Consider the following 18,783-nt stretch of genomic DNA (forward strand, 5'->3'; position numbering starts at 1 on the left):
TTATGCGTTGGGTGTTGACAAGCAGGCCCCCTTGTTTCACCTCAATTGCCAGACCTTGCCGCAAGCTCCAGAGACCGCCATGACGTCACACGCCGATTACGATCCAAAGCCCCGCCGTGCATCCGTTGCCGTCGACGTAGGGGGCGTCATCGTGGGTGGCGGTGCGCCTGTAGTCGTACAATCCATGACCAATACCGACACGGCGGATATCGACGCCACCGTGCAGCAGGTGGCGGCACTTTTCCAGGCCGGTTCTGAAATGGTGCGCATCACCGTCGATCGCGATGAGAGCGCTGCCGCTGTGCCGAAAATCCGCGAACGACTGCTGCGCCTTGGTATGGACGTGCCGCTGATTGGCGATTTCCACTATATAGGCCACAAGCTTCTGGCCGATCATCCGGCCTGTGCCGAAGCACTGGCGAAATACCGCATCAATCCCGGCAATGTCGGCTTCAAGGACAAGAAGGACAAGCAGTTCGGCGAAATCGTCGAAATGGCGATCCGTTATGACAAGCCGGTTCGCATCGGCGTGAACTGGGGGTCGCTCGATCAGGAATTGCTGACGACGCTGATGGACAAGAACAAGGAGCAGGGTTTTCCGCTCTCTGCCCGTCAGGTCACCCGCGAAGCCATCGTCCAGTCGGCACTGATTTCCGCAGAGCTTGCCGAAGAAATCGGCCTGCCGCGCAACCGCATCATACTGTCTGCCAAGGTCAGCCAGGTACAGGACCTGATTGCCGTTTATTCGATGCTGTCGGAACGCTCCAACCACGCACTGCATCTCGGTCTTACCGAAGCCGGCATGGGTTCCAAGGGCATCGTCGCCTCGTCTGCCGCCATGGGTTATGTGCTGCAGCACGGTATTGGCGACACGATCCGCGTCTCGCTGACGCCGGAGCCGAACGGCGACCGCACCCGCGAGGTGCAGGTGGCGCAGGAATTGCTGCAGGTCATGGGTTTCCGCCAGTTCATTCCGGTGGTTGCGGCATGTCCCGGCTGCGGGCGCACCACCTCTACCGTCTTTCAGGAACTTGCCCAGAATATCCAGAATGACATTCGCAAGAACATGCCGATCTGGCGTGAAAAGTATCCCGGTGTGGAAGCGCTCAATGTTGCTGTCATGGGCTGCATCGTTAATGGCCCCGGCGAAAGCAAACATGCCGATATCGGCATTTCACTGCCCGGAACCGGCGAAAGCCCCGCTGCACCGATCTTCATCGATGGCGAGAAGGCGCTCACCCTGCGCGGTCCCAACATCGCCGCGGATTTTGAAGCGCTTGTGATCGATTACATCGAAAAGCGTTTTGGCCGGAAAGATGCGGCGGAGTAAAAACTACCGTGAAAATGCCGAAATTCCACTGTCATACCGCCTGAACCCTTCGGAGCATCAAAACACATGATCAAAAAAATCGCGATCGTTGCCCTTTGCGGGACCTATCTTTCCGCCTGCACCACCACCGATCCCTATACGGGTGAGCAGAAGATGTCGAACACGGCGGGCGGCGCTGGTATCGGCGCTGTCGTCGGTGCTCTCGGTGGTCTGGCTGTCGGCGGTTCGCCGGTCGGTCGCCGCAACGCAGCCCTAATCGGCGCCGGCATCGGTGCACTCGCCGGTGGCGCAATCGGCAATTACATGGATGGTCAGGAATCCGAGCTTCGCGCCCAGCTTCAGGGCACTGGCGTTTCGGTTACCCGCCGTGGCGACAGCATCGTTCTCAACATGCCGTCGAACATCACCTTCGCGACGGATCAGGATCAGGTCATCCCGCCCTTCTATCAGACACTCGATTCCGTCGCCATCGTGCTGAACAAGTTCAACCGCACGCTCATCGACATCAACGGCCATACCGACTCTACCGGCAGCCAGCAGCACAACCAGGCGCTTTCCGAGCGTCGTGCGGCGTCTGTTGCAAACTATCTCGGCGCACGCGGCGTCGACCAGCGCCGTATTTCGACGCTCGGCTTCGGCCCCTCGCAGCCGATCGCTTCGAACGCAACGCCGGATGGCCGCGCCCAGAACCGTCGTGTCGAAGTGCTGATTTCGCCGCTCAAGGGCTGATTGGCTGAAAAACGGTGAGCCGGGAAACCGGCTCAGCTTTTCCGTTCGGCGATGAATCTGGCGGCCGCGATGAGTATCGCGGCCTTTTCGCCGTAGGGGGCCAGAAGTTCGGAGGCTTCCGCCACCTGTTCCTGAAGCTTGAGGCGCGCCCAGTCTTCACCGCGTAGTGCCACCAGCGTTCCCTTGCCGCGTGCGGCATCCTTGCCGGTTGCCTTGCCCATGGTGGCGGCATCGGCGGTCAGATCCAGGAGATCGTCGGCAAGCTGGAAGGCAAGGCCGATCTTTTCACCGAAGAGGCGTAGTCTTTGCCTTTCGGAAACATCGCTGCCGGCGATGATCGCGCCTGCCTCGCAGGCGAAGCGAAGCAGTGCACCGGTTTTCATAGCCTGCAATGTAATAATGCCGGTCTCATCAGGTGCGTTCTTTTCCGCAGCCAGATCGAGCGCCTGACCGCCCGCCATGCCGCCGATGCCTGCGGCGCGAGCGAGCGAGAGCACGAGAGCCGCCTTGCGGTCTGCCTGGAGAGGATTTTCGTCCGACGCGATAATGTCGAAGGCGAGTGTCAGCAGGCTGTCGCCTGCGAGAATGGCGGTCGCCTCGTCGAATTTGCGGTGCACTGTCGGCTGGCCGCGGCGCAGGTCGTCGTCATCCATCGCTGGCAGATCGTCGTGCACCAGCGAGTAACAATGCAGGCATTCCAGCGCGGCACCGACATGATGGGCTGCTTCGGCATTTCCGCCGAGCAAGGCCGTGCTTTCTATGACGAGGAAGGGCCGCAGGCGTTTGCCGCCGTTCAGCACACCATGACGCATGGCGTCGAGCAGGTTTTGCGGGCGCGTAATCTCATCCGCACGCGCCTCTGCGGAAAGCAGGCGACCAAGCAGGGATTCGGTCTGTGCCGCGTTATCGCGCAGCTTCGTTTCGAAATTCGTCATCTGAGCGTCCATGCCGCGCTCTTTGGCATGGCGCGCGGGGCCAGGCAACCTTTTCGTGATTCCTGAGGTCAACTGTTTGACCGGACTCGCCTTGAAGGCGGCAATGGACTATGAAAGGCTTCGATTGGTGCGGGGCTTTGACGAATATTGAGCAGTACGCCTGAAAGCGACGCAGATTACGCCGTGCTGGCGGAAGACCGGAGCAGTCCGAAGGTGGATTTTCGCACGTTGGCAAAGCGTATCATCATGATCTTGCTGGCGTTGCTGATCCTGCCCTATCTGCTGATCCCGGTTTACGCCCTGCCTTTCATGCGGCCGGTCTCGACGCTGATGCTTGCCGATCTGGTGACACTTCAGGGTTATGACCGGCGCTGGGTGCCGCTCGAGGATATTTCGCCGCGCCTTGTGCAATCCGTGATGATGTCCGAGGACGGACAATTCTGTTTCCACGGCGGCGTTGACTGGAACCAGATGCAGTCCGTGGTCAACAATGCGCTCGAAGGCGCGTCCACCCGTGGCGCCAGCACCATTCCCATGCAGACGGCCAAGAACCTGTTCCTCTGGAACGGCCGCTCGTTCTTGCGCAAGGGGCTGGAGTTGCCGCTGGCGATTGCTGCCGATTTCGTCTGGTCCAAAAAACGGATGATGGAGATTTATCTCAACGTTGCCGAATGGGGACCCGGCATTTACGGCATCGAGGCCGCAGCACAGCACCATTTCAAGGTACCGGCGGCAAAGCTCAGCTCCCGCCAGGCGGCACTGCTTGCCGTTTCCCTGCCCAATCCCATCGATCGCGTTGCCAGCAAGCCGGGGCGTGGTTTGCAACGGCTTGCCGGCCTTATCGAACGGCGTGCCCGAGCGTCGGGCGGTTATGTGGGATGCGTGCTGGACTGAGCCCAGCCCGCCGCCTCAACCCTTATTGAAAATATAGTCGGTTTCCTGACGCAGGGTCTCGCCGGGACGCAGGATCGCGTAGGGGAAATCGGGATGATTGACGGCATCAGGCCATATCTGCGTTTCCAGACAAAAACCGGCAAAGGGGCCATAATGGCGGCCATCGAGGCCTGGAACGGGAACATCCAGCTTGAAGGCTGAATAAAATTGCACGCCGGGTTCGGTGGTGTGAACCTCAAGGGCAATGTCGGAGGCGGGCGAATAGGCGCGGGCAACCTTGCGTTTGGCGCGACGCTCGGGCGAAAGGCAGAAATTATGGTCGTAGAGCACCTGCTCGCCATCCTCCGTTCGCCGCATCGGCGTCGGGTGGCGCAGGTCGAAGACGGTGCCTTCGACGGAGCGGATTTCGCCTGTAGGGATCTGTTTGTCGTTGGTTGGCAGATAAAAGTCAGCGGCGATGCTGATCTCATGTCCAAGTGCGGTATCAGCACCGTCGAGGTTGAAATAGGAATGCTGGCAGATATTGGCGATGGTCGGTTGGTCGGTCACCGTTTCATAGACCACCGAAAGCACGCCGCCGTCGCGGATCGTATAGGTCGCGGTCACCGTGCAATTGCCGGGATAACCGGCGCGGCCGTCGGGATCGATGATCTGCAGAACCGCATGGCTTTCGCCGTGTTCCATCAGCATCCAGTTACGTTTGCCCATCCCGTCGCTGCCGCCATGCAGGTGGCTGACGCCTTTTTCGTTCAGTTCCAGCTGGTATTCGTGCCCGTCGATCGAGAATTTTCCGTCACCGATACGGTTGGCGTTGCGGCCGGGTGTGGCGCCGAAATAGGATGAATATTTGTAGTCCTCGAATGTATCGAAGCCGAGAACGAGCGGCGGCTGGTGCCCATCGAGGCGTAGGTCCTGAATGACGGCGCCCCAAGTGATAACCTTGGCCGTCAGCCCGCCCCTCGAGATGGTGACGCGCTCAACCTTTTCGCCGGTTGCCGTGAAACCGAAATTCTCCCGTGCCGCCGCGTCGCTCATTGCGTCATTCTCCCGATATCTTTGAATTGCCGGCGGACGTTGCGTCATTTTCCGGCAATTCGCAATCCCGCAATTTACGCCGCTAGTTTGCCGATTGCTTCGAGGTCATAAGGCGTCGTCTGATATATCTCGTTGATCCAGTTGCCGAAAAACAGATGGGCATGGCTGCGCCAGCGGTTGAGCGGGGCAAGCTCCGGATCATTGTGCGGAAAATAATCATGCGGCAGCTTGATTGGGACGCCCGAGTTCACATCGCGGAAATATTCATCCGAAAGCGAGGTTGAATCATATTCGACGTGGTTGAACATATAGAGGCGGTTGCCCTCTTTTTCATGCACCAGACATACGCCCATTTCCTCTGACTCCATCAGGATTTCGAGTTCCGGGTGTTTTTCGATGTCGGCGCGGCGCACTTCCGTCCAGCGTGAGACCGGAACCTGAAAGTCGTCGGAAAAACCGTTGAGATATATCGACGAGGGGCAGAGATTGCGGTGACGATAGACACCGAAAGCCTTTTCCTTCAGTTCGTATTTCGGCACACCATGGAAATGGTAGATGGCGGCCATCGCGCCCCAGCAGACGTTCAGCGTCGAATGGACGTTGGTTTGCGTCCAGTCGAAAATCTTTTGCATCTCGTTCCAGTAGGTGACGTCTTCATAGTCAAGCATCTCGATGGGCGCGCCTGTGATGATGAAACCGTCGAACTTGCGGTGGCGCACTTCCTCCCATGTCTCATAGAAGGACAGAAGGTGCTCTTCCGGCGTATTCTTGGCACGATGGCCGCCAATGCGGATCAGCGAAAACTCCACCTGCAGCGGCGATGCGCCGACGAGGCGCGCCATCTGCACTTCCGTCTTGATCTTGTTCGGCATGAGATTGAGAAGCCCGATCTGGAGCGGGCGGATATCCTGCCGGATGGCCGCCGTTTCTGTCATGACCCGCACGCCCTCATGAACGAGGGTGTCGAAGGCGGGAAGCGTATCGGGAATCTTGATCGGCATGTCGAACTCTCTTTTCGGATGACGTAAAGAACGTTGCGAAAACAAAAAAACCGGCAGCGAAATCGCAGCCGGTCCCAGGAAATTACCCTTTTCCTCGACCCTTTAGCGACTTCTTTAAAGTGGCTGCAAGCCGGTCGGCAAATCACCACTGAGGCGTTTCATAATCCCGAAGCCGACGAAAATCAATATCGGCTGATTTCATCGGGTTTCTGCCTTTCCATTTTTGCCTGAGGTGCGATAAGGCAGGGCATGGATAGAGAACGCTTCACCATTCTGCTTGGCGGCGATGTCACCGTTACCGACCGCCTCAAAGCGGCGGTTGAGGGTAGCCGTGTGATTGCGGCCGATGGCGGCATGCGCCATGCCGCACCGCTCGGGCTCACTCCCGAGCTCTGGGTGGGGGATTTCGATTCCACCGACAAGGACCTGCTGAACGCCTGGCCCGATGTGGTGCGACAGCCCTATCCCGCTGCAAAGGCTGTGACCGATGGCGAAATTGCGGTGTCGGAGGCACTTGCCCGCGGCGCGCGTTCTCTGGTGCTTGCCGGTGCGCTTGGTGGAGCGAGAAGCGACCACGCACTTCAGCACCTTCTTTACGCGGTGGCGCTTACTGAGCGTGGTCTCAACGTTACGCTGACCTCCGGCGAAGAGGAGGCCCGCCCGCTGCTGGCAGGGTCGTTCGATCTTGATCTGCCTCCCGGTGCGCTGTTTTCCGTTGCCGGGTTTACCGACCTTGTGGGGCTCGATATCGGCAATGTGCGTTATCCTCTCAAGGATTTCCCGCTTGCTTTCGGCTCTTCCCGCACTATTTCCAATGTCGCGAATGGCGGCCCTGTGCATTTCTCGCTGAAAAGCGGAAAAGCCATCGTGCTCGCCCGCCCTTATGATCTGACCGGAGCCTGACGCCTTGGCACCCCCAATTTTGAAACTCGATGACATCAAGCTGACCTTCGGCGTGACCCCGCTGCTCGACGGCGCCAATCTTCAGGTGGAGCCGGGCGACCGCATCTGCCTTGTCGGACGCAACGGTTCGGGCAAGTCGACCCTGATGAAGATCGCCGCCGGTCTGGTCGAGGCGCAGTCGGGCGAGGTTTTCCGTCACCCCTCCGCCACCATCCGTTATCTGGAACAGGCGCCGGATTTTGCCGGTTACGACACTGTGCAGGCCTATGCCGAGGCGGGGCTGGGACCTGGCGACGATCCCTATCGCGTTACCTATATTCTCGAGCATCTGGGCCTGACGGGACAGGAACATCCGGATAGCCTGTCCGGCGGCGAAGCGCGGCGTGCGGCCCTTGCCCGCGTCATGGCGCCTGAACCCGATATTCTGATGCTGGACGAGCCGACCAACCATCTGGACCTGCCCACCATCGAATGGCTTGAAGGCGAGTTGCAGCAGACGCGTAGCGCGCTGGTGCTGATCTCGCACGACAGGCGTTTTCTGGAGAAGGTTTCGACCTCGACCGTGTGGCTGGATCGCGGCCAGTCCCGTCGTCTCAATCGCGGTTTTGCGCATTTCGAGGAATGGCGCGACAAGGTGCTGGAAGAGGAAGAGCTGGAGCAGCACAAGCTCGGCAAGGCCATCGAGCGTGAAGAACACTGGATGCGTTACGGCGTGACCGCGAGACGCAAGCGCAACATGCGCCGCGTGGGCGAGCTTCAGGCAATGCGTGCGGACTATCGCGGCCACAAGGGACCGCAGGGCAGCGTGCAGGCGACGGCTGCGGAGGTGCGGGAATCCGGCAAACTGGTCATCGAGGCAGACGCAATCACCAAGTCTTACGGCGAGCGCGTGATCATCGCGCCGTTTTCGCTGCGGGTGCATCGCGGTGATTGCATCGGTCTCGTCGGGCCGAACGGTGCCGGCAAGACAACGCTTTTGAAGATGCTGACCGGCCAGCTTCAGCCCGATAGCGGCACGGTAAAGCTCGGCACCAATCTGGAAATCGCGACACTTGACCAGAAGCGTGAAGATCTCAATCCAAACGATACGCTCGCTCATTACCTCACCGACGGTCGCGGCGACAATTTGCTGGTCAATGGCGAGTTGAAACATGTGACGGGTTACATGAAGGACTTCCTGTTCCAGCCGGAACAGGCCCGCACGCCCATCCGCAACCTCTCCGGTGGTGAGCGCGCCCGTCTTATTCTTGCGCGCATTCTGGCGCGGCCTACCAACCTGCTGATCCTTGACGAGCCGACCAACGATCTCGATATCGAAACGCTCGATCTGTTGCAGGAGATCGTTGCGGGCTTTTCCGGCACGGTCATTCTCGTCAGCCACGACCGCGATTTCCTCGACCGTACCGTCACCTCCACAATCGCGCCCGCCAATCCGGACCAGCCGGACGGACGCTGGATCGAATATGCCGGCGGCTATTCGGACATGATGGCGCAACGCAAGGGTGCTGCGGAAGAAAAGCGCAAGGCGGAGAAGCAGGAAAAGGCAAAGACCGCCCCTTCCGCCTCCGCGTCGCAGGAGCCTTCAAAGGCCAAGGGCAAGCTTTCCTTCAAGCAAAAATTTGCGCTCGAAAACCTTCCAAAGGAGATGGAGAAGGCGCAGGGCGAAATCGCCAAGCGTGAGCAGCGCATGGCCGATCCCAATCTGTTCACCAAGGACCCGGCTACCTTCAATACGCTGGCGCAGGAAATGACGAAGCTGCGCGAAAAGCTCGAAGCCATGGAAGAGGAATGGCTGGAGCTGGAGATGCTGCGCGAGGAAATTGAAGGGTGACTTGGTTGCGATTTCTTGACTGAGGTCTCATCCACCTTTGACAGGGAGGCGGAATTGCCGTTTCCTGTGCGGGTTCGGAGGAGTTCAGAAAATGCGCATGATCTTCGTCAATCTGCCGGTCAAGAATATCGAGACATCGAGAAGCTTCTTCACGGCTCTCGGTTTCACCTTCAATCCGGAATATTCGGATGACCGCACGCTCTGCATGATCGTTGAGGAGAACATTTTCGTGATGCTTCTTCAGGAGGAGCGTTTTCGCGATTTCATCAATGGCGATATCGCCGACGCCAAACGCAGCACCGAGGTCCTGACCTGTCTCACAGCGGGAAGCCGTGAGGAAATCGACCGGATGATCGAAACGGCGCTCGCCTCGGGTGGCAGCAGCTGGAAACCGGTTCAGGATCACGGTTTCATGTATGCCGGTAGTTTTCAGGATCCCGACGGCCATGTCTGGGAACTGGTGCACATGGTGCAGCAGGCCTGACGGCAGCCATCTTGCCAATCAGAGACAGCGGGACTACATCATCATCTTGATCTAACGGGGTGTCTTTTGTGCTTGCGTGCAAAAGGCTGAGAGGCTTGCCAACCCGAAGAACCTGATCCGGTTCATACCGGCGGAGGGATTAGACGGCTTAAGGCAAGCGGCTATTTCCCTTTTCGTTTTTTGAGGAGATACCCGTGCGCCGTCGTCTTTTCCTGAATTCCCTCGTTGCCGTTTCGTTGTTTCTGCCCGGTATTGCCACTGCTCAGGACAGACAGGAACTGACCGTCTATACCTATGAAAGCTTCGTTTCCGAATGGGGTCCCGGCCCCAAGGTGAAAGAGGCCTTCGAGAAGGTGTGCAATTGCACGGTCAATTTCGTCGGTGTGGCGGATGGCGTGGCGCTGCTTAACCGCCTGAAGCTTGAAGGGGCGGCGTCGAAGGCGGATGTCGTTGTTGGTCTCGACACCAATCTGGTCGCGGAAGCGAAACAGACCGGCCTCTTCGATATCAGCGGTATCGATGCATCGGCGGCCAAGGTGCCGGGCGGTTACAAGGACGATATTTTCGTCCCTTACGACTACGGTCATTTCGCCGTTGTCTATGACACGCAGACGATAAAAAATCCGCCGACGAGCCTGAAAGATCTGGTGGACGGCGATCCTTCACAGAAAATCGCCATTCAGGACCCGCGCACCTCCACGCCGGGGCTTGGCCTGCTGCTCTGGGTGAAGTCCGTTTACGGCGACAAGGCACCGGAAGCCTGGGCGAAGCTCCGGAAGCGCATTCTCACCGTCACGCCGGGCTGGTCGGAATCCTATGGCCTTTTCACCAAGGGTGAGGTGCCGATGGTGCTCTCCTACACCACGTCGCCTGCCTATCACATGGTTTCGGAAAAGACGGATCGCTATCAGGCCGCGGGTTTTTCCGAGGGGCACTACATCCAGATCGAGGTTTCCGGCCTTCTCAAAAACGCGCCACACAAGGAGCTGGCGAAGCAGTTCCTCGCTTTCACGCTCACATCAGGATTTCAGGATGCCATTCCGGAAAACAACTGGATGATGCCGGTCGCGGCAACTTCCACGCCCCTGCCCGAGGCATTTTCCAAACTCGTCGTACCGCAGAAGACCTTCCTGATGGACCCGGAAGAGGTGGCGAAGAACCGCAAGGCCTGGATCGACGAATGGCTTGCGGCCATGAGCATGAACTGAGCAAGAGGCACGCCCGCGCATGATGCTGCGTCGCGACTACAGATGGTCGATCATTGGCGGAACGGCGGCGTTTGCCGCCGTTTTCCTGTTCATGGCGCTTGCTGTATCAGCACTACTGTCGTTCGATGCCGGTACATCCGCCGCCGGAATCGTGGATGCCTACACGCTGCGAATCCTGCGCTTCACGCTCTATCAGGCAACGTTGTCCACTGTTCTTTCTATTGTTCTCGGCCTGCCGATGGCGCTTGCGCTCTCCCGCAGACAGGATTTTCCGGGGCGGATTTGGATTATCAGGTTGATGGCTGTGCCGATGGGGCTGCCGGTCATCGTTGGTGCCTTTGGCATCATCACGATCTGGGGCAGGCAGGGTGTTTTGAATACTGCCCTTGTTTTTGCCGGTGCGGAGCAGCCCTTCAGTATTTACGGCCTTTCCGGCATTCTCGTCGCCCATGTGTTTTTCAATCTGCCGCTTGCGGTGCGGCTGATGCTAGCCGGGCTGGAGCGGATTCCGGGCGAATATTGGCGGATGGCGGCAAGTCTTGGCATGGGGCCGGTTTCGGTTTTCCGCTTCATCGAGTGGCCGGCCGTCTCGCGGCTTGTTCCCGGTATTGCCGGGCTTGTCTTCATGCTGTGCGCCACCAGCTTCACGCTAGTGCTTCTGCTGGGCGGTGGACCGGCGGCGACGACACTTGAGGTCGCAATCTATCAGGCGTTGCGGTTTGATTTCGATCCGGAACGGGCAATCGCGCTTTCGGTTTTGCAGATTGCAATCACAGCAGTTCTGCTCGGCCTTCTTGCCTTTTTGCCATCGCCCGAGGCGGAAATTGCCTCGCTTGGCCGCCCTGTTCGCCGTTTCGACGGCAAGCGTGTTGGCGCGCGCCTGTGGGACGGAGCGGCAATCATTTTTGCGGTTCTGCTGGTCGGCCTGCCGCTTGTTGCCATAACCGTCTCGGGTTTGGGGGCCGATCTGCCGCGTCTTTTGTCAGCGCCGATCTTCCTGCGTGCGGCGGCGACCAGCTTTGCAATCGCTGCGTTCTCCGCAACTCTCGTCGTGCTCTGCTGCTTTGCGATCATCGGTGCGCGACAGGCCGTGGGTTCCAGACGGCACGCGGCTCAACCCTTGCGCCTTTTGTCCGCCACGCTCGGGGCGGGGTCATCGCTGGTGCTGCTGGTGCCGCCCGTCGTGCTGGGAAGCGGGTGGTTCCTGTTGCTGCGGCCCTTTGGAGATGTCAGTTTTTATGCTCCCGTTCTCGTGGCACTCATCAACATGCTGATGGCGTTGCCGCTTGCCATGCGGGTGCTGGAGCCAGCCTTTACCAGCCATTTTTTACGCACGTCCCGGCTCTCCGCCAGCCTTGGGCTTCAGGGACTGACGCGGCTGCGGTTCGCCGATCTGCCGGTACTGCGGCGGCCGCTGCTGATGGCGTTTTCCTTTGCCATGGCTCTGTCGCTCGGTGATCTCGGGGCGGTCGCCCTGTTCGGATCGGAAAATTTCGTCACGTTGCCATGGCTGGTCTATAGCAATATGGGCAGCTACCGCACCAATGATGCCGCCGGATACGCGTTGATCCTTGGCGTCGTCTGCCTGCTGCTTGCCGCGGGCGGCGTTTCACGGCAATCCCAATCAGCAAGGGCGAGCATATGACGGGTGACGAATTTGCCGTGGGGCTGGACAAGGTCAGGCTGCGGCTCGGAACGCAGGATTTCGATCTCGACTGTACATTCCCGCAAGGCCAGATGACCGCCGTTGTCGGTGCCTCCGGTTCTGGCAAGTCGACGCTCCTCAATCTCATCGCCGGTTTTGAATTGCCCGATTCCGGGCGCGTCCTGATCGGCGGGCGGGACATGAAGGCGCTCGATCCTTCCGAACGACCGGTCTCCTTGATCTTCCAGGATAATAATCTTTTCGCCCATCTCGATATCTTCACCAATGTCGCGCTCGGCATCAGCCCCGGGCTGAAGCTGGGGGAGGAAGACAGGCAGAGGATCGACGTGGCGCTCACACGCGTTGGTCTTGCGGGTTTTGACAAACGTTTGCCGGGCACGCTTTCCGGCGGGGAAAGGCAAAGGGCGGCGCTGGCGCGTGCGCTGGTCCGGAAAAAACCTGTCATGCTGCTGGACGAGCCTTTCGCGGCGCTAGATCCGGGGCTGCGGGCGGGCATGACCTCCCTGCTTCTCGACTTGCATGCCGAAACAAAAAATACGGCGATTATTGTTACGCACCATCCAGACGACATAAAAAAGCTGGCACAGCGGGTGGTTTTTCTTGATCGTGGCCGCGTTGTCTATGCGGGCTCGACCGCAGATTTCTTCGCCACACAAAATGTGAAGGCGGTCGACAGTTTTCTGAACGGCTGATCGCCTTATTTTCGACGCGTGCCGCTGGCAATCGCTTTAGATAACTTCAATGGCGTTAATTTGCACTTGCCAGTTTCAAGTCGTTGCCCGAGAAAAGACGAGAATTATTGCGTTCTTCAGGAATATTCCGGACTTGATGGATCGTTTTTACCGTTTCGACATTCATGGCTCGTTGGGGCGAATCTGTTATTCTGGTCTGCAATTAACGGATGATCAGGAACGTTAGGGGCAGGCATAGAGAATGAGAAATAGCATGACTGCGCAGTGGAGGCTTTTCTCCCGTTCAGGCCTTCGCCGTTCGGGCAGGATGGCTGCCGTGTGTTCCGTGCTGACGGCGTCTGCCGTATTCCTGTCATCGTGTCAGTCTCTCTTCAGCCCAGCCTACCAGTCCACCTTGCGGCCTTCGGACAATCCGCAGACCGTGGAAGAGGTGCAGAAGAATGATCCCCGTGCGCAGATGGGTGCGCGCGAACATCCGCGTATTGTGGCGAGTTATGGTGGCGAATATCGTGATGCCAAGACGGAGCGGCTTGTCGCCCGTATCGCCGGCGCGCTGACGGCTGTTTCGGAAAATCCGCAGCAATCCTATCGCATCACCATCCTCAACTCGCCTGCTATCAACGCTTTTGCGCTGCCGGGGGGGTATCTTTACGTGACGCGCGGGCTTCTGGCTCTCGCCAACGATGCCTCGGAAGTGGCCGCCGTGCTTTCGCATGAAATGGGCCACGTTACCGCAAACCACGGCATCGAGCGCCAGCGCCGGGAAGAGGCGGAGGTGATTGCAAGCCGTGTGGTCGCCGAGGTTCTGTCGAGCGATCTCGCCGGCAAGCAGGCGCTTGCGCGCGGTAAGCTGCGGCTTGCGGCTTTTTCGCGCCAGCAGGAATTGCAGGCGGACGTGATTGGTGTGCGAATGTTGGGTGAGGCCGGCTACGACCCCTTCGCATCGCCGCGGTTTCTGGATTCCATGGCAGCCTATGCGCGTTTCTCCTCGGCTGATCCCGAAAATGACCAGAGCCTCGACTTTCTTTCCAGCCACCCCAACACGCCGCAGCGCATCGAGCTTGCACGCCGGCATGCCCGCGCCTTCGGCCAGGACGGTCAGGTCGGGGATCGGGGTCGCGACTGGTTTCTGGATGGCATAGACGGCCTGCTTTACGGCGACAGCCCGCAGGAGGGTTATGTCCGGGGCCAAACCTTTCTGCACGGAACGCTCGGTATTCGTTTCGATGTGCCGGACGGTTTCGTCATCGACAACAAGGTGGAGGCCGTTCTTGCGACGGGTCCGGGCGATGTGGCGATCCGTTTCGACGGCGTGGCCGATCCGAAACAGACCACTCTTGCCAATTACCTTACCAGCGGCTGGGTTGCCGGCCTGATGCCGGAAACCGTGAAGGAAACGCAGATCAACGGTCTGGAGGCTGCGACAGCCCGTGCGACGGCGGACAAATGGGACTTTGACGTTACCGTCATCCGTGTTGGTCAGCAGATATTCCGCTTCCTGACGGCCGTGCCGAAGGGTAACACGCAGCTCGATTCCATCGCCAACGTGTTGCGAACGAGTTTCCGCAAGATGACGCCGCAGGAGATCGCATCGTTAAAACCTCTGCGCGTGCGCGTGGTGACGGTCAAGCCCGGTGAAACCGTGGCAACGATTGCCGCACGGATGATGGGGACCGACCGCAAGCTCGACATGTTCCGCATGATGAATGCGATGAGCGCCACCGCCACGCTTCAGCCCGGCCAGCGGGTGAAGATCATTGCGGAATGAGATGCTAACAAAAAACCCCGGATTGTGATCCGGGGTTTTTCGTTTCAGACGTTATAGATAATTACCGCCACTCGCGCACATCGACGAAATGACCGGCGATGGCCGCCGCCGCTGCCATGGCGGGGGAGACGAGGTGGGTGCGGCTCTTATAGCCCTGGCGGCCCTCGAAGTTGCGGTTCGAGGTGGAGGCGCAACGTTCGCCAGGCTTCAGGCGGTCGTCATTCATGGCAAGGCACATGGAGCAGCCCGGTTCGCGCCATTCGAAACCGGCTTCGAGGAAAATCTTGTCCAGACCTTCCTTTTCCGCCTGCTCCTTCACGAGACCGGAGCCGGGCACGATCATGGCCGAGACGGTGGGCGCGACCTTGCGGCCGTCGACGATCTTTGCCGCTGCGCGCAAATCCTCGATACGGCCATTGGTGCAGGAGCCGATGAAAACGCGGTCGATGGCGATATCGGTGATGCGTGTACCGGGTTTCAAGCCCATATAATCCAGCGCACGCCACTTGGAAGTACGCTTGTTTTCTTCCTCGATATCATCCGGATTGGGAACGATACCCTCCACGGACGTCACGTCCTCAGGCGATGAGCCCCAGGAGACGATCGGCGGCAGATTGGCGGCGTCCAGCACCACGATCTTGTCGTAGTGGGCGCCTTCATCGGATTTCAGCGTTTTCCAGTAGGCGATGGCCTGTTCCAACGTCTCGCCCTTTGGCGCGCGCGGCTTGTCCTTAATATAGTCAAAGGTGGTCTCATCAGGCGCGATCAGACCTGCACGGGCGCCGCCCTCGATGGTCATGTTGCAAACCGTCATGCGGCCTTCCATGGAGAGCGAGCGGATTGCCTCACCGGCAAATTCAATCACATGGCCGGTGCCGCCCGCTGTGCCAATCTCACCGATAATGGCGAGGATGATGTCCTTGGCGGTGACGCCTTCCGGAACCTTGCCATCGACACGCACCAGCATGTTCTTGGCCTTTTTCTGGATCAGCGTCTGGGTCGCCAGCACATGCTCCACTTCCGACGTGCCGATGCCGTGCGCCAGCGCGCCGAAAGCACCATGGGTGGAGGTGTGGCTGTCGCCGCAAACAATCGTCATGCCCGGCAGGGTGAAGCCCTGTTCCGGGCCAACGATGTGGACGATGCCCTGACGCTTGTCGCGCTCGGAATAATATTCGACACCGAAATCCTTGGCATTCTGCGCAAGCGCTTCCACCTGGATACGGCTTTCCTCGTTCTTGATGCCTTCCAGCCGGTCGGCTGTGGTTGGCACGTTATGATCAACGACGGCAAGCGTGCGGGTGGGCGAATGGACTGGACGGCCGGCGATGCGCAGGCCTTCAAAGGCCTGCGGGCTCGTCACCTCATGGACCAGGTGACGGTCGATATAGAGAAGACAGGTTCCGTCCGGGTCACGATTGACGACGTGGTCGTCCCAGATCTTGTCGTATAAGGTGCGGGGTGCGCTCATGGCTCTATGCCTTGTCATGGAAAGGTAAAATCAGGGTTCAGTAAGGCGGTGGACAGCGGGTGCTGTCAGGCGAGCCTAAGTCGGCTGTTGAGCGCCCCGGAAATGCGCGCAAAAAACCGTGCCGGCAGACGCTTGTGGTCCTGCAGCACATAAACATTCTGCGCGAGACATCCGAATTTAGATCCCATGGCGGTCTTCATAGCAGATTGCCGGTTTCGCGGCAATATGAATGCACGCAGACCGTAAAACGGTGACCCGGCGGCTTTGATGTGCGCCGCACCATGTACTCAGGGCTTTAAAATGCCGGTTTCGCAGCCTTTTCGGCATTGGTCATGATGCAATGCAACTTGCGTATCTTGCGGCGCACATATAGATGGGTCCCCTTATCATTTGCATTTCGACGAGCAATCGAAGGGAGGGAAAAGCACATGGTATCGGAAAAATCCCTAATCTCGAAGATCACCTGGCGGCTGATGCCGTTTCTTGGCCTTCTCTATCTCATCGCCTATATCGACCGGCAGAATGTCAGCTATGCCAAGCTGCAGATGGTCGATGCGCTGAGCCTCAGCGAATATGCCTACGGACTTGGCGCTTCGCTGTTCTTCATCGGCTATTTCCTCTTTGAGGTTCCGAGCAACCTTTTCCTCAACCGTTTCGGCGCCAGCAAATGGTTCGCCCGCATTCTGGTGTCCTGGGGTGCCGTCACCATTGCGCTTGCCTACACGCAGAATGCGACGATGTTCTACATCCTGCGCTTCCTGCTCGGGCTTTGCGAGGCCGGTTTCTTCCCGGGCGTGCTGTTCCTGATGACGCTGTGGTTCCCGCGCGATTATCGCGGCCGCATGATCGGCTTGTTCATGATCTTCAGTGCGCTTGCCAATGCCATCGGCGCACCGCTTGGCGGCATGCTGCTTGATCTCGATGGTTTCCTCGGTTATGCCGGCTGGGAATGGGTGTTCCTGGCGACGGGTATTCCCGCCGTGATCGCCGGTATCGTTACCTTCTTCTATCTGGACGATACGCCGGAAAAGGCGAAGTTCCTGACGCAGGCCGAGAAGGACTGGTTGAAGAACCGCCTGGCCGAAGAAAATAAGGGCATGGAAGAGCATGCGGAGGACGGCTTCAAGGCGCTGATCAATCCGCGCGTGCTGTTCATGGCGCTTTGCTATGTCGGCTTTCCGCTGGCGGCCTATGGTCTCAGCTACTGGCTGCCGACGATCGTAAAGAGCTTCGGCGTTTCCAACACCGCCAACGGCTTCATCAACATCATCCCCTGGGTGATCGTGGCTGTCGCTCTCTTCGTCGTGCCCCTGGCGGCTGACAAGGCAAAAAACAAAACGCCTTATATCGTCGGCCCTGCCTTCGTCGGCGCGTTTTGCCTGCTGATGTCGGCGCTGCTCAGCGATCCGGTATTGCAGTTCGCCTTCCTTTGCATCGCCGCTGCGGGCATTTTTGCCGGCCAGCCGGTGTTCTGGAGCCTGCCCGGCCGCTTCCTCAGGGGAGCCGGTGCCGCTGCCGGCATCGCCGCCATCAATTCCGTCGGCAATCTCGGTGGTTTCGTGGCGCAGAACGTGGTGCCCTGGATCAAGGACCAGACCGGCAGCACCATTGCGCCGATGTTCTTCCTTGCCTTCTGCCTGGCGCTTGCCGGGGTGCTCGTCATCATCGCGGCGCGAAAAATGGGCAATCAGGCCGAGGCCGCCTGATCTGCAAGATTGCGGCAGCCGGCATAATTTCCGAACCGCCGCATATGTAAAAAATCATGGCCCGGATATGTCCGGGCCATGATCCATTTAAACGGTAACCGATGAAATTCTCTTCGAGAGAAATTACGCCGTGAACCAATCGCTGCCGGTCAGGTGAACGCCGGAGAGAATGATCTTCTCACCCTTGTGCTCGCCAGTAACGTTGTAGCTGAGGACGGTATCGTTATCATAGGTCGAAACCGCCCAGTTATCGATCACTGTACCGACCAGCTTGAGCTTGTCCATGGAGGCGTTGAAGCCTTCGATGGTATCTGTGGCAAAGCTCTTCGCCATGTCACCCAGATTGAAGACGAAGGTATCGGCGCCACCGCTTGCGATGATGTGGTCGATGCCCTTGCCACCGGTGACCAGCGACGAAGCGAGCTTTACACCGCTCAGGTCGATAGAGTCGTTACCCGCACCGGCATCGATCTTGACGGAGGTGTAGCTGCCGTCGGTGATACCAGCACCACCATTCACAGCGCCGGTATTGGCGGCAAGACCGCCCGTGCCCGCAGCCGACGTGTCATTGAAGGCAGCGCCGGCCTTGACGGTGATCGTGTCGTTGCCTGCGCCGGTGTCGATGTTGAAATTGTTGACCCAGGTCTTTTCGTTCGAAACGACAGATACGGTAACCGTGTCGTTGCCTGCGCCGGTCGTGATGTTACCGCGCTTGGCATTGAGAACTTCAACGGTGGACGAACCGGTGCCGCCGAGGTGAACGTCTACCTGTACGAAATCCTTGAACTTAAGGTTTTCAGAGGTGTCAGACTGGGCGAGAGCGTTCTTTACCGAATTCCATGCCGAGGATACGTCAAATGTGAAGCCGTTTGCGTTGGGGTCGTAGCCGACATCGACAGTGCCACCAGCACCGGTACCGGCAACCGCCACAGCGCCAACGCTGACAGCGCCTGAATCGAGCGTAGAGCCGTTTTTGACCTGTGCTGTGGATTCCGTGAGGAGCTTATATGCTTCCTGATCGATCAGGCTGGTGAGCGACGAAACCGATGCCGCGCCGCCATTACCAAAAGTTACTTTTAACGCCATTTTACTCTCCTATAAATTTTTGAGAATTCGATGTATCGAAATTA

Annotated in this window: 16 protein-coding genes and 2 riboswitches; of the genes, 11 read left to right on the forward strand and 5 right to left on the reverse strand. The window is 58.7% G+C overall.

Translation table 11 applies throughout. The features are described 5' to 3' along the window. Positions 1–79 precede the first annotated feature (79 nt). A complete protein-coding gene (ispG, locus tag AC1DCP_RS12195; RefSeq protein ID WP_038492469.1) occupies positions 80–1,330 on the forward strand; it encodes a flavodoxin-dependent (E)-4-hydroxy-3-methylbut-2-enyl-diphosphate synthase in 1,251 nt (416 codons plus the stop codon). Between the two features lie 66 nt (positions 1,331–1,396). Then, the gene (locus AC1DCP_RS12200) at positions 1,397–2,059 is read left to right on the forward strand and encodes a YiaD family glycine zipper/OmpA-like lipoprotein (protein ID WP_003516557.1); all 663 of its coding nucleotides are present in this window, start codon (positions 1,397–1,399) and stop codon (positions 2,057–2,059) included. A gap of 32 nt (positions 2,060–2,091) precedes the next feature. Here the strand turns inward: AC1DCP_RS12200 and AC1DCP_RS12205 are convergent, their stop codons facing one another. Next, positions 2,092–3,006, reverse strand: coding sequence for a polyprenyl synthetase family protein (locus AC1DCP_RS12205; protein WP_065688696.1), 915 nt, complete (start codon positions 3,004–3,006; stop codon positions 2,092–2,094). A 135-nt stretch (positions 3,007–3,141) separates the two neighbouring features. On the opposite strand from AC1DCP_RS12205, the gene mtgA reads away from it, so the two are divergent. Next, positions 3,142–3,888, forward strand: coding sequence for a monofunctional biosynthetic peptidoglycan transglycosylase (gene mtgA / locus AC1DCP_RS12210; protein WP_081308600.1), 747 nt, complete (start codon positions 3,142–3,144; stop codon positions 3,886–3,888). 15 nt (positions 3,889–3,903) lie between these two features. On the opposite strand, the gene AC1DCP_RS12215 is transcribed toward mtgA, so the two are convergent. Together AC1DCP_RS12215 and metA are read right to left on the reverse strand one after the other, a co-directional pair. Next, entirely contained in the window at positions 3,904–4,923 is a 1,020-nt protein-coding gene (locus AC1DCP_RS12215; protein ID WP_065688695.1) for an aldose epimerase family protein, read from the reverse strand. A 74-nt stretch (positions 4,924–4,997) separates the two neighbouring features. After that, positions 4,998–5,924, reverse strand: a complete 927-nt coding sequence (gene metA, locus AC1DCP_RS12220; RefSeq protein WP_003516567.1) for a homoserine O-acetyltransferase MetA — start codon at positions 5,922–5,924, stop codon at positions 4,998–5,000. An 82-nt stretch (positions 5,925–6,006) separates the two neighbouring features. Further along, positions 6,007–6,083, reverse strand: a riboswitch (SAM riboswitch). Between the two features lie 90 nt (positions 6,084–6,173). Between metA and AC1DCP_RS12225 the strand changes: the two genes are divergently transcribed. From AC1DCP_RS12225 to AC1DCP_RS12255, 7 genes are all read left to right on the forward strand, one after another. After that, a complete protein-coding gene (locus AC1DCP_RS12225) occupies positions 6,174–6,827 on the forward strand; it encodes a thiamine diphosphokinase (protein ID WP_065659962.1) in 654 nt (217 codons plus the stop codon). Between the two features lie 4 nt (positions 6,828–6,831). Continuing rightward, positions 6,832–8,658 carry an ABC-F family ATP-binding cassette domain-containing protein gene (locus AC1DCP_RS12230; RefSeq protein ID WP_065688694.1) on the forward strand — a complete coding sequence of 609 codons (1,827 nt, stop codon included), beginning with the start codon at positions 6,832–6,834 and terminating at the stop codon, positions 8,656–8,658. A 91-nt stretch (positions 8,659–8,749) separates the two neighbouring features. Beyond that, positions 8,750–9,142 carry a VOC family protein gene (locus tag AC1DCP_RS12235; protein WP_065659960.1) on the forward strand — a complete coding sequence of 131 codons (393 nt, stop codon included), beginning with the start codon at positions 8,750–8,752 and terminating at the stop codon, positions 9,140–9,142. A 45-nt stretch (positions 9,143–9,187) separates the two neighbouring features. After that, positions 9,188–9,298, forward strand: a riboswitch (TPP riboswitch). Positions 9,299–9,336: 38 nt separating this feature from the next. Next, positions 9,337–10,350, forward strand: coding sequence for a thiamine ABC transporter substrate binding subunit (gene thiB / locus AC1DCP_RS12240; RefSeq protein ID WP_065659959.1), 1,014 nt, complete (start codon positions 9,337–9,339; stop codon positions 10,348–10,350). 19 nt (positions 10,351–10,369) lie between these two features. Beyond that, positions 10,370–11,995, forward strand: coding sequence for a thiamine/thiamine pyrophosphate ABC transporter permease ThiP (gene thiP, locus AC1DCP_RS12245; protein WP_065688693.1), 1,626 nt, complete (start codon positions 10,370–10,372; stop codon positions 11,993–11,995). Continuing rightward, positions 11,992–12,708 carry a thiamine ABC transporter ATP-binding protein gene (locus AC1DCP_RS12250; RefSeq protein WP_013636936.1) on the forward strand — a complete coding sequence of 239 codons (717 nt, stop codon included), beginning with the start codon at positions 11,992–11,994 and terminating at the stop codon, positions 12,706–12,708. Before thiP ends, AC1DCP_RS12250 begins: the two co-directional genes overlap by 4 nt. A gap of 307 nt (positions 12,709–13,015) precedes the next feature. After that, positions 13,016–14,476 (forward strand): M48 family metalloprotease, encoded by a 1,461-nt coding sequence (locus AC1DCP_RS12255; protein ID WP_041694569.1) that lies wholly within the window; start codon positions 13,016–13,018, stop codon positions 14,474–14,476. 61 nt (positions 14,477–14,537) lie between these two features. Here AC1DCP_RS12255 and leuC read toward each other — a convergent pair whose 3' ends face one another. After that, positions 14,538–15,947 carry a 3-isopropylmalate dehydratase large subunit gene (gene leuC / locus AC1DCP_RS12260; RefSeq protein ID WP_019566018.1) on the reverse strand — a complete coding sequence of 470 codons (1,410 nt, stop codon included), beginning with the start codon at positions 15,945–15,947 and terminating at the stop codon, positions 14,538–14,540. A 428-nt stretch (positions 15,948–16,375) separates the two neighbouring features. Here leuC and AC1DCP_RS12265 point away from each other — a divergent pair, with 428 nt between their 5' ends. After that, positions 16,376–17,653 (forward strand): MFS transporter, encoded by a 1,278-nt coding sequence (locus tag AC1DCP_RS12265; protein WP_013636932.1) that lies wholly within the window; start codon positions 16,376–16,378, stop codon positions 17,651–17,653. Between the two features lie 123 nt (positions 17,654–17,776). Here AC1DCP_RS12265 and AC1DCP_RS12270 read toward each other — a convergent pair whose 3' ends face one another. After that, a complete protein-coding gene (locus tag AC1DCP_RS12270) occupies positions 17,777–18,739 on the reverse strand; it encodes a hypothetical protein (protein WP_019566020.1) in 963 nt (320 codons plus the stop codon). Positions 18,740–18,783 lie beyond the last annotated feature (44 nt).

The sequence above is a fragment of the Agrobacterium sp. 10T429 genome, assembly GCF_056393925.1.

Excerpts from the sequence above, each read along its gene's own strand:
- ispG (WP_038492469.1), top strand. The coding sequence starts at position 80 with ATGACGTCACACGCCGATTACGATCCAAAGCCCCGCCGTGCATCCGTT.
- AC1DCP_RS12200 (WP_003516557.1), top strand. The coding sequence starts at position 1,397 with ATGATCAAAAAAATCGCGATCGTTGCCCTTTGCGGGACCTATCTTTCC.
- AC1DCP_RS12205 (WP_065688696.1), bottom strand. The coding sequence starts at position 3,006 with ATGGACGCTCAGATGACGAATTTCGAAACGAAGCTGCGCGATAACGCG.
- AC1DCP_RS12215 (WP_065688695.1), bottom strand. The coding sequence starts at position 4,923 with ATGAGCGACGCGGCGGCACGGGAGAATTTCGGTTTCACGGCAACCGGC.
- metA (WP_003516567.1), bottom strand. The coding sequence starts at position 5,924 with ATGCCGATCAAGATTCCCGATACGCTTCCCGCCTTCGACACCCTCGTT.
- AC1DCP_RS12225 (WP_065659962.1), top strand. The coding sequence starts at position 6,174 with ATGGATAGAGAACGCTTCACCATTCTGCTTGGCGGCGATGTCACCGTT.
- AC1DCP_RS12235 (WP_065659960.1), top strand. The coding sequence starts at position 8,750 with ATGCGCATGATCTTCGTCAATCTGCCGGTCAAGAATATCGAGACATCG.
- thiP (WP_065688693.1), top strand. The coding sequence starts at position 10,370 with ATGATGCTGCGTCGCGACTACAGATGGTCGATCATTGGCGGAACGGCG.
- AC1DCP_RS12250 (WP_013636936.1), top strand. The coding sequence starts at position 11,992 with ATGACGGGTGACGAATTTGCCGTGGGGCTGGACAAGGTCAGGCTGCGG.
- AC1DCP_RS12255 (WP_041694569.1), top strand. The coding sequence starts at position 13,016 with ATGGCTGCCGTGTGTTCCGTGCTGACGGCGTCTGCCGTATTCCTGTCA.
- leuC (WP_019566018.1), bottom strand. The coding sequence starts at position 15,947 with ATGAGCGCACCCCGCACCTTATACGACAAGATCTGGGACGACCACGTC.
- AC1DCP_RS12265 (WP_013636932.1), top strand. The coding sequence starts at position 16,376 with ATGGTATCGGAAAAATCCCTAATCTCGAAGATCACCTGGCGGCTGATG.
- AC1DCP_RS12270 (WP_019566020.1), bottom strand. The coding sequence starts at position 18,739 with ATGGCGTTAAAAGTAACTTTTGGTAATGGCGGCGCGGCATCGGTTTCG.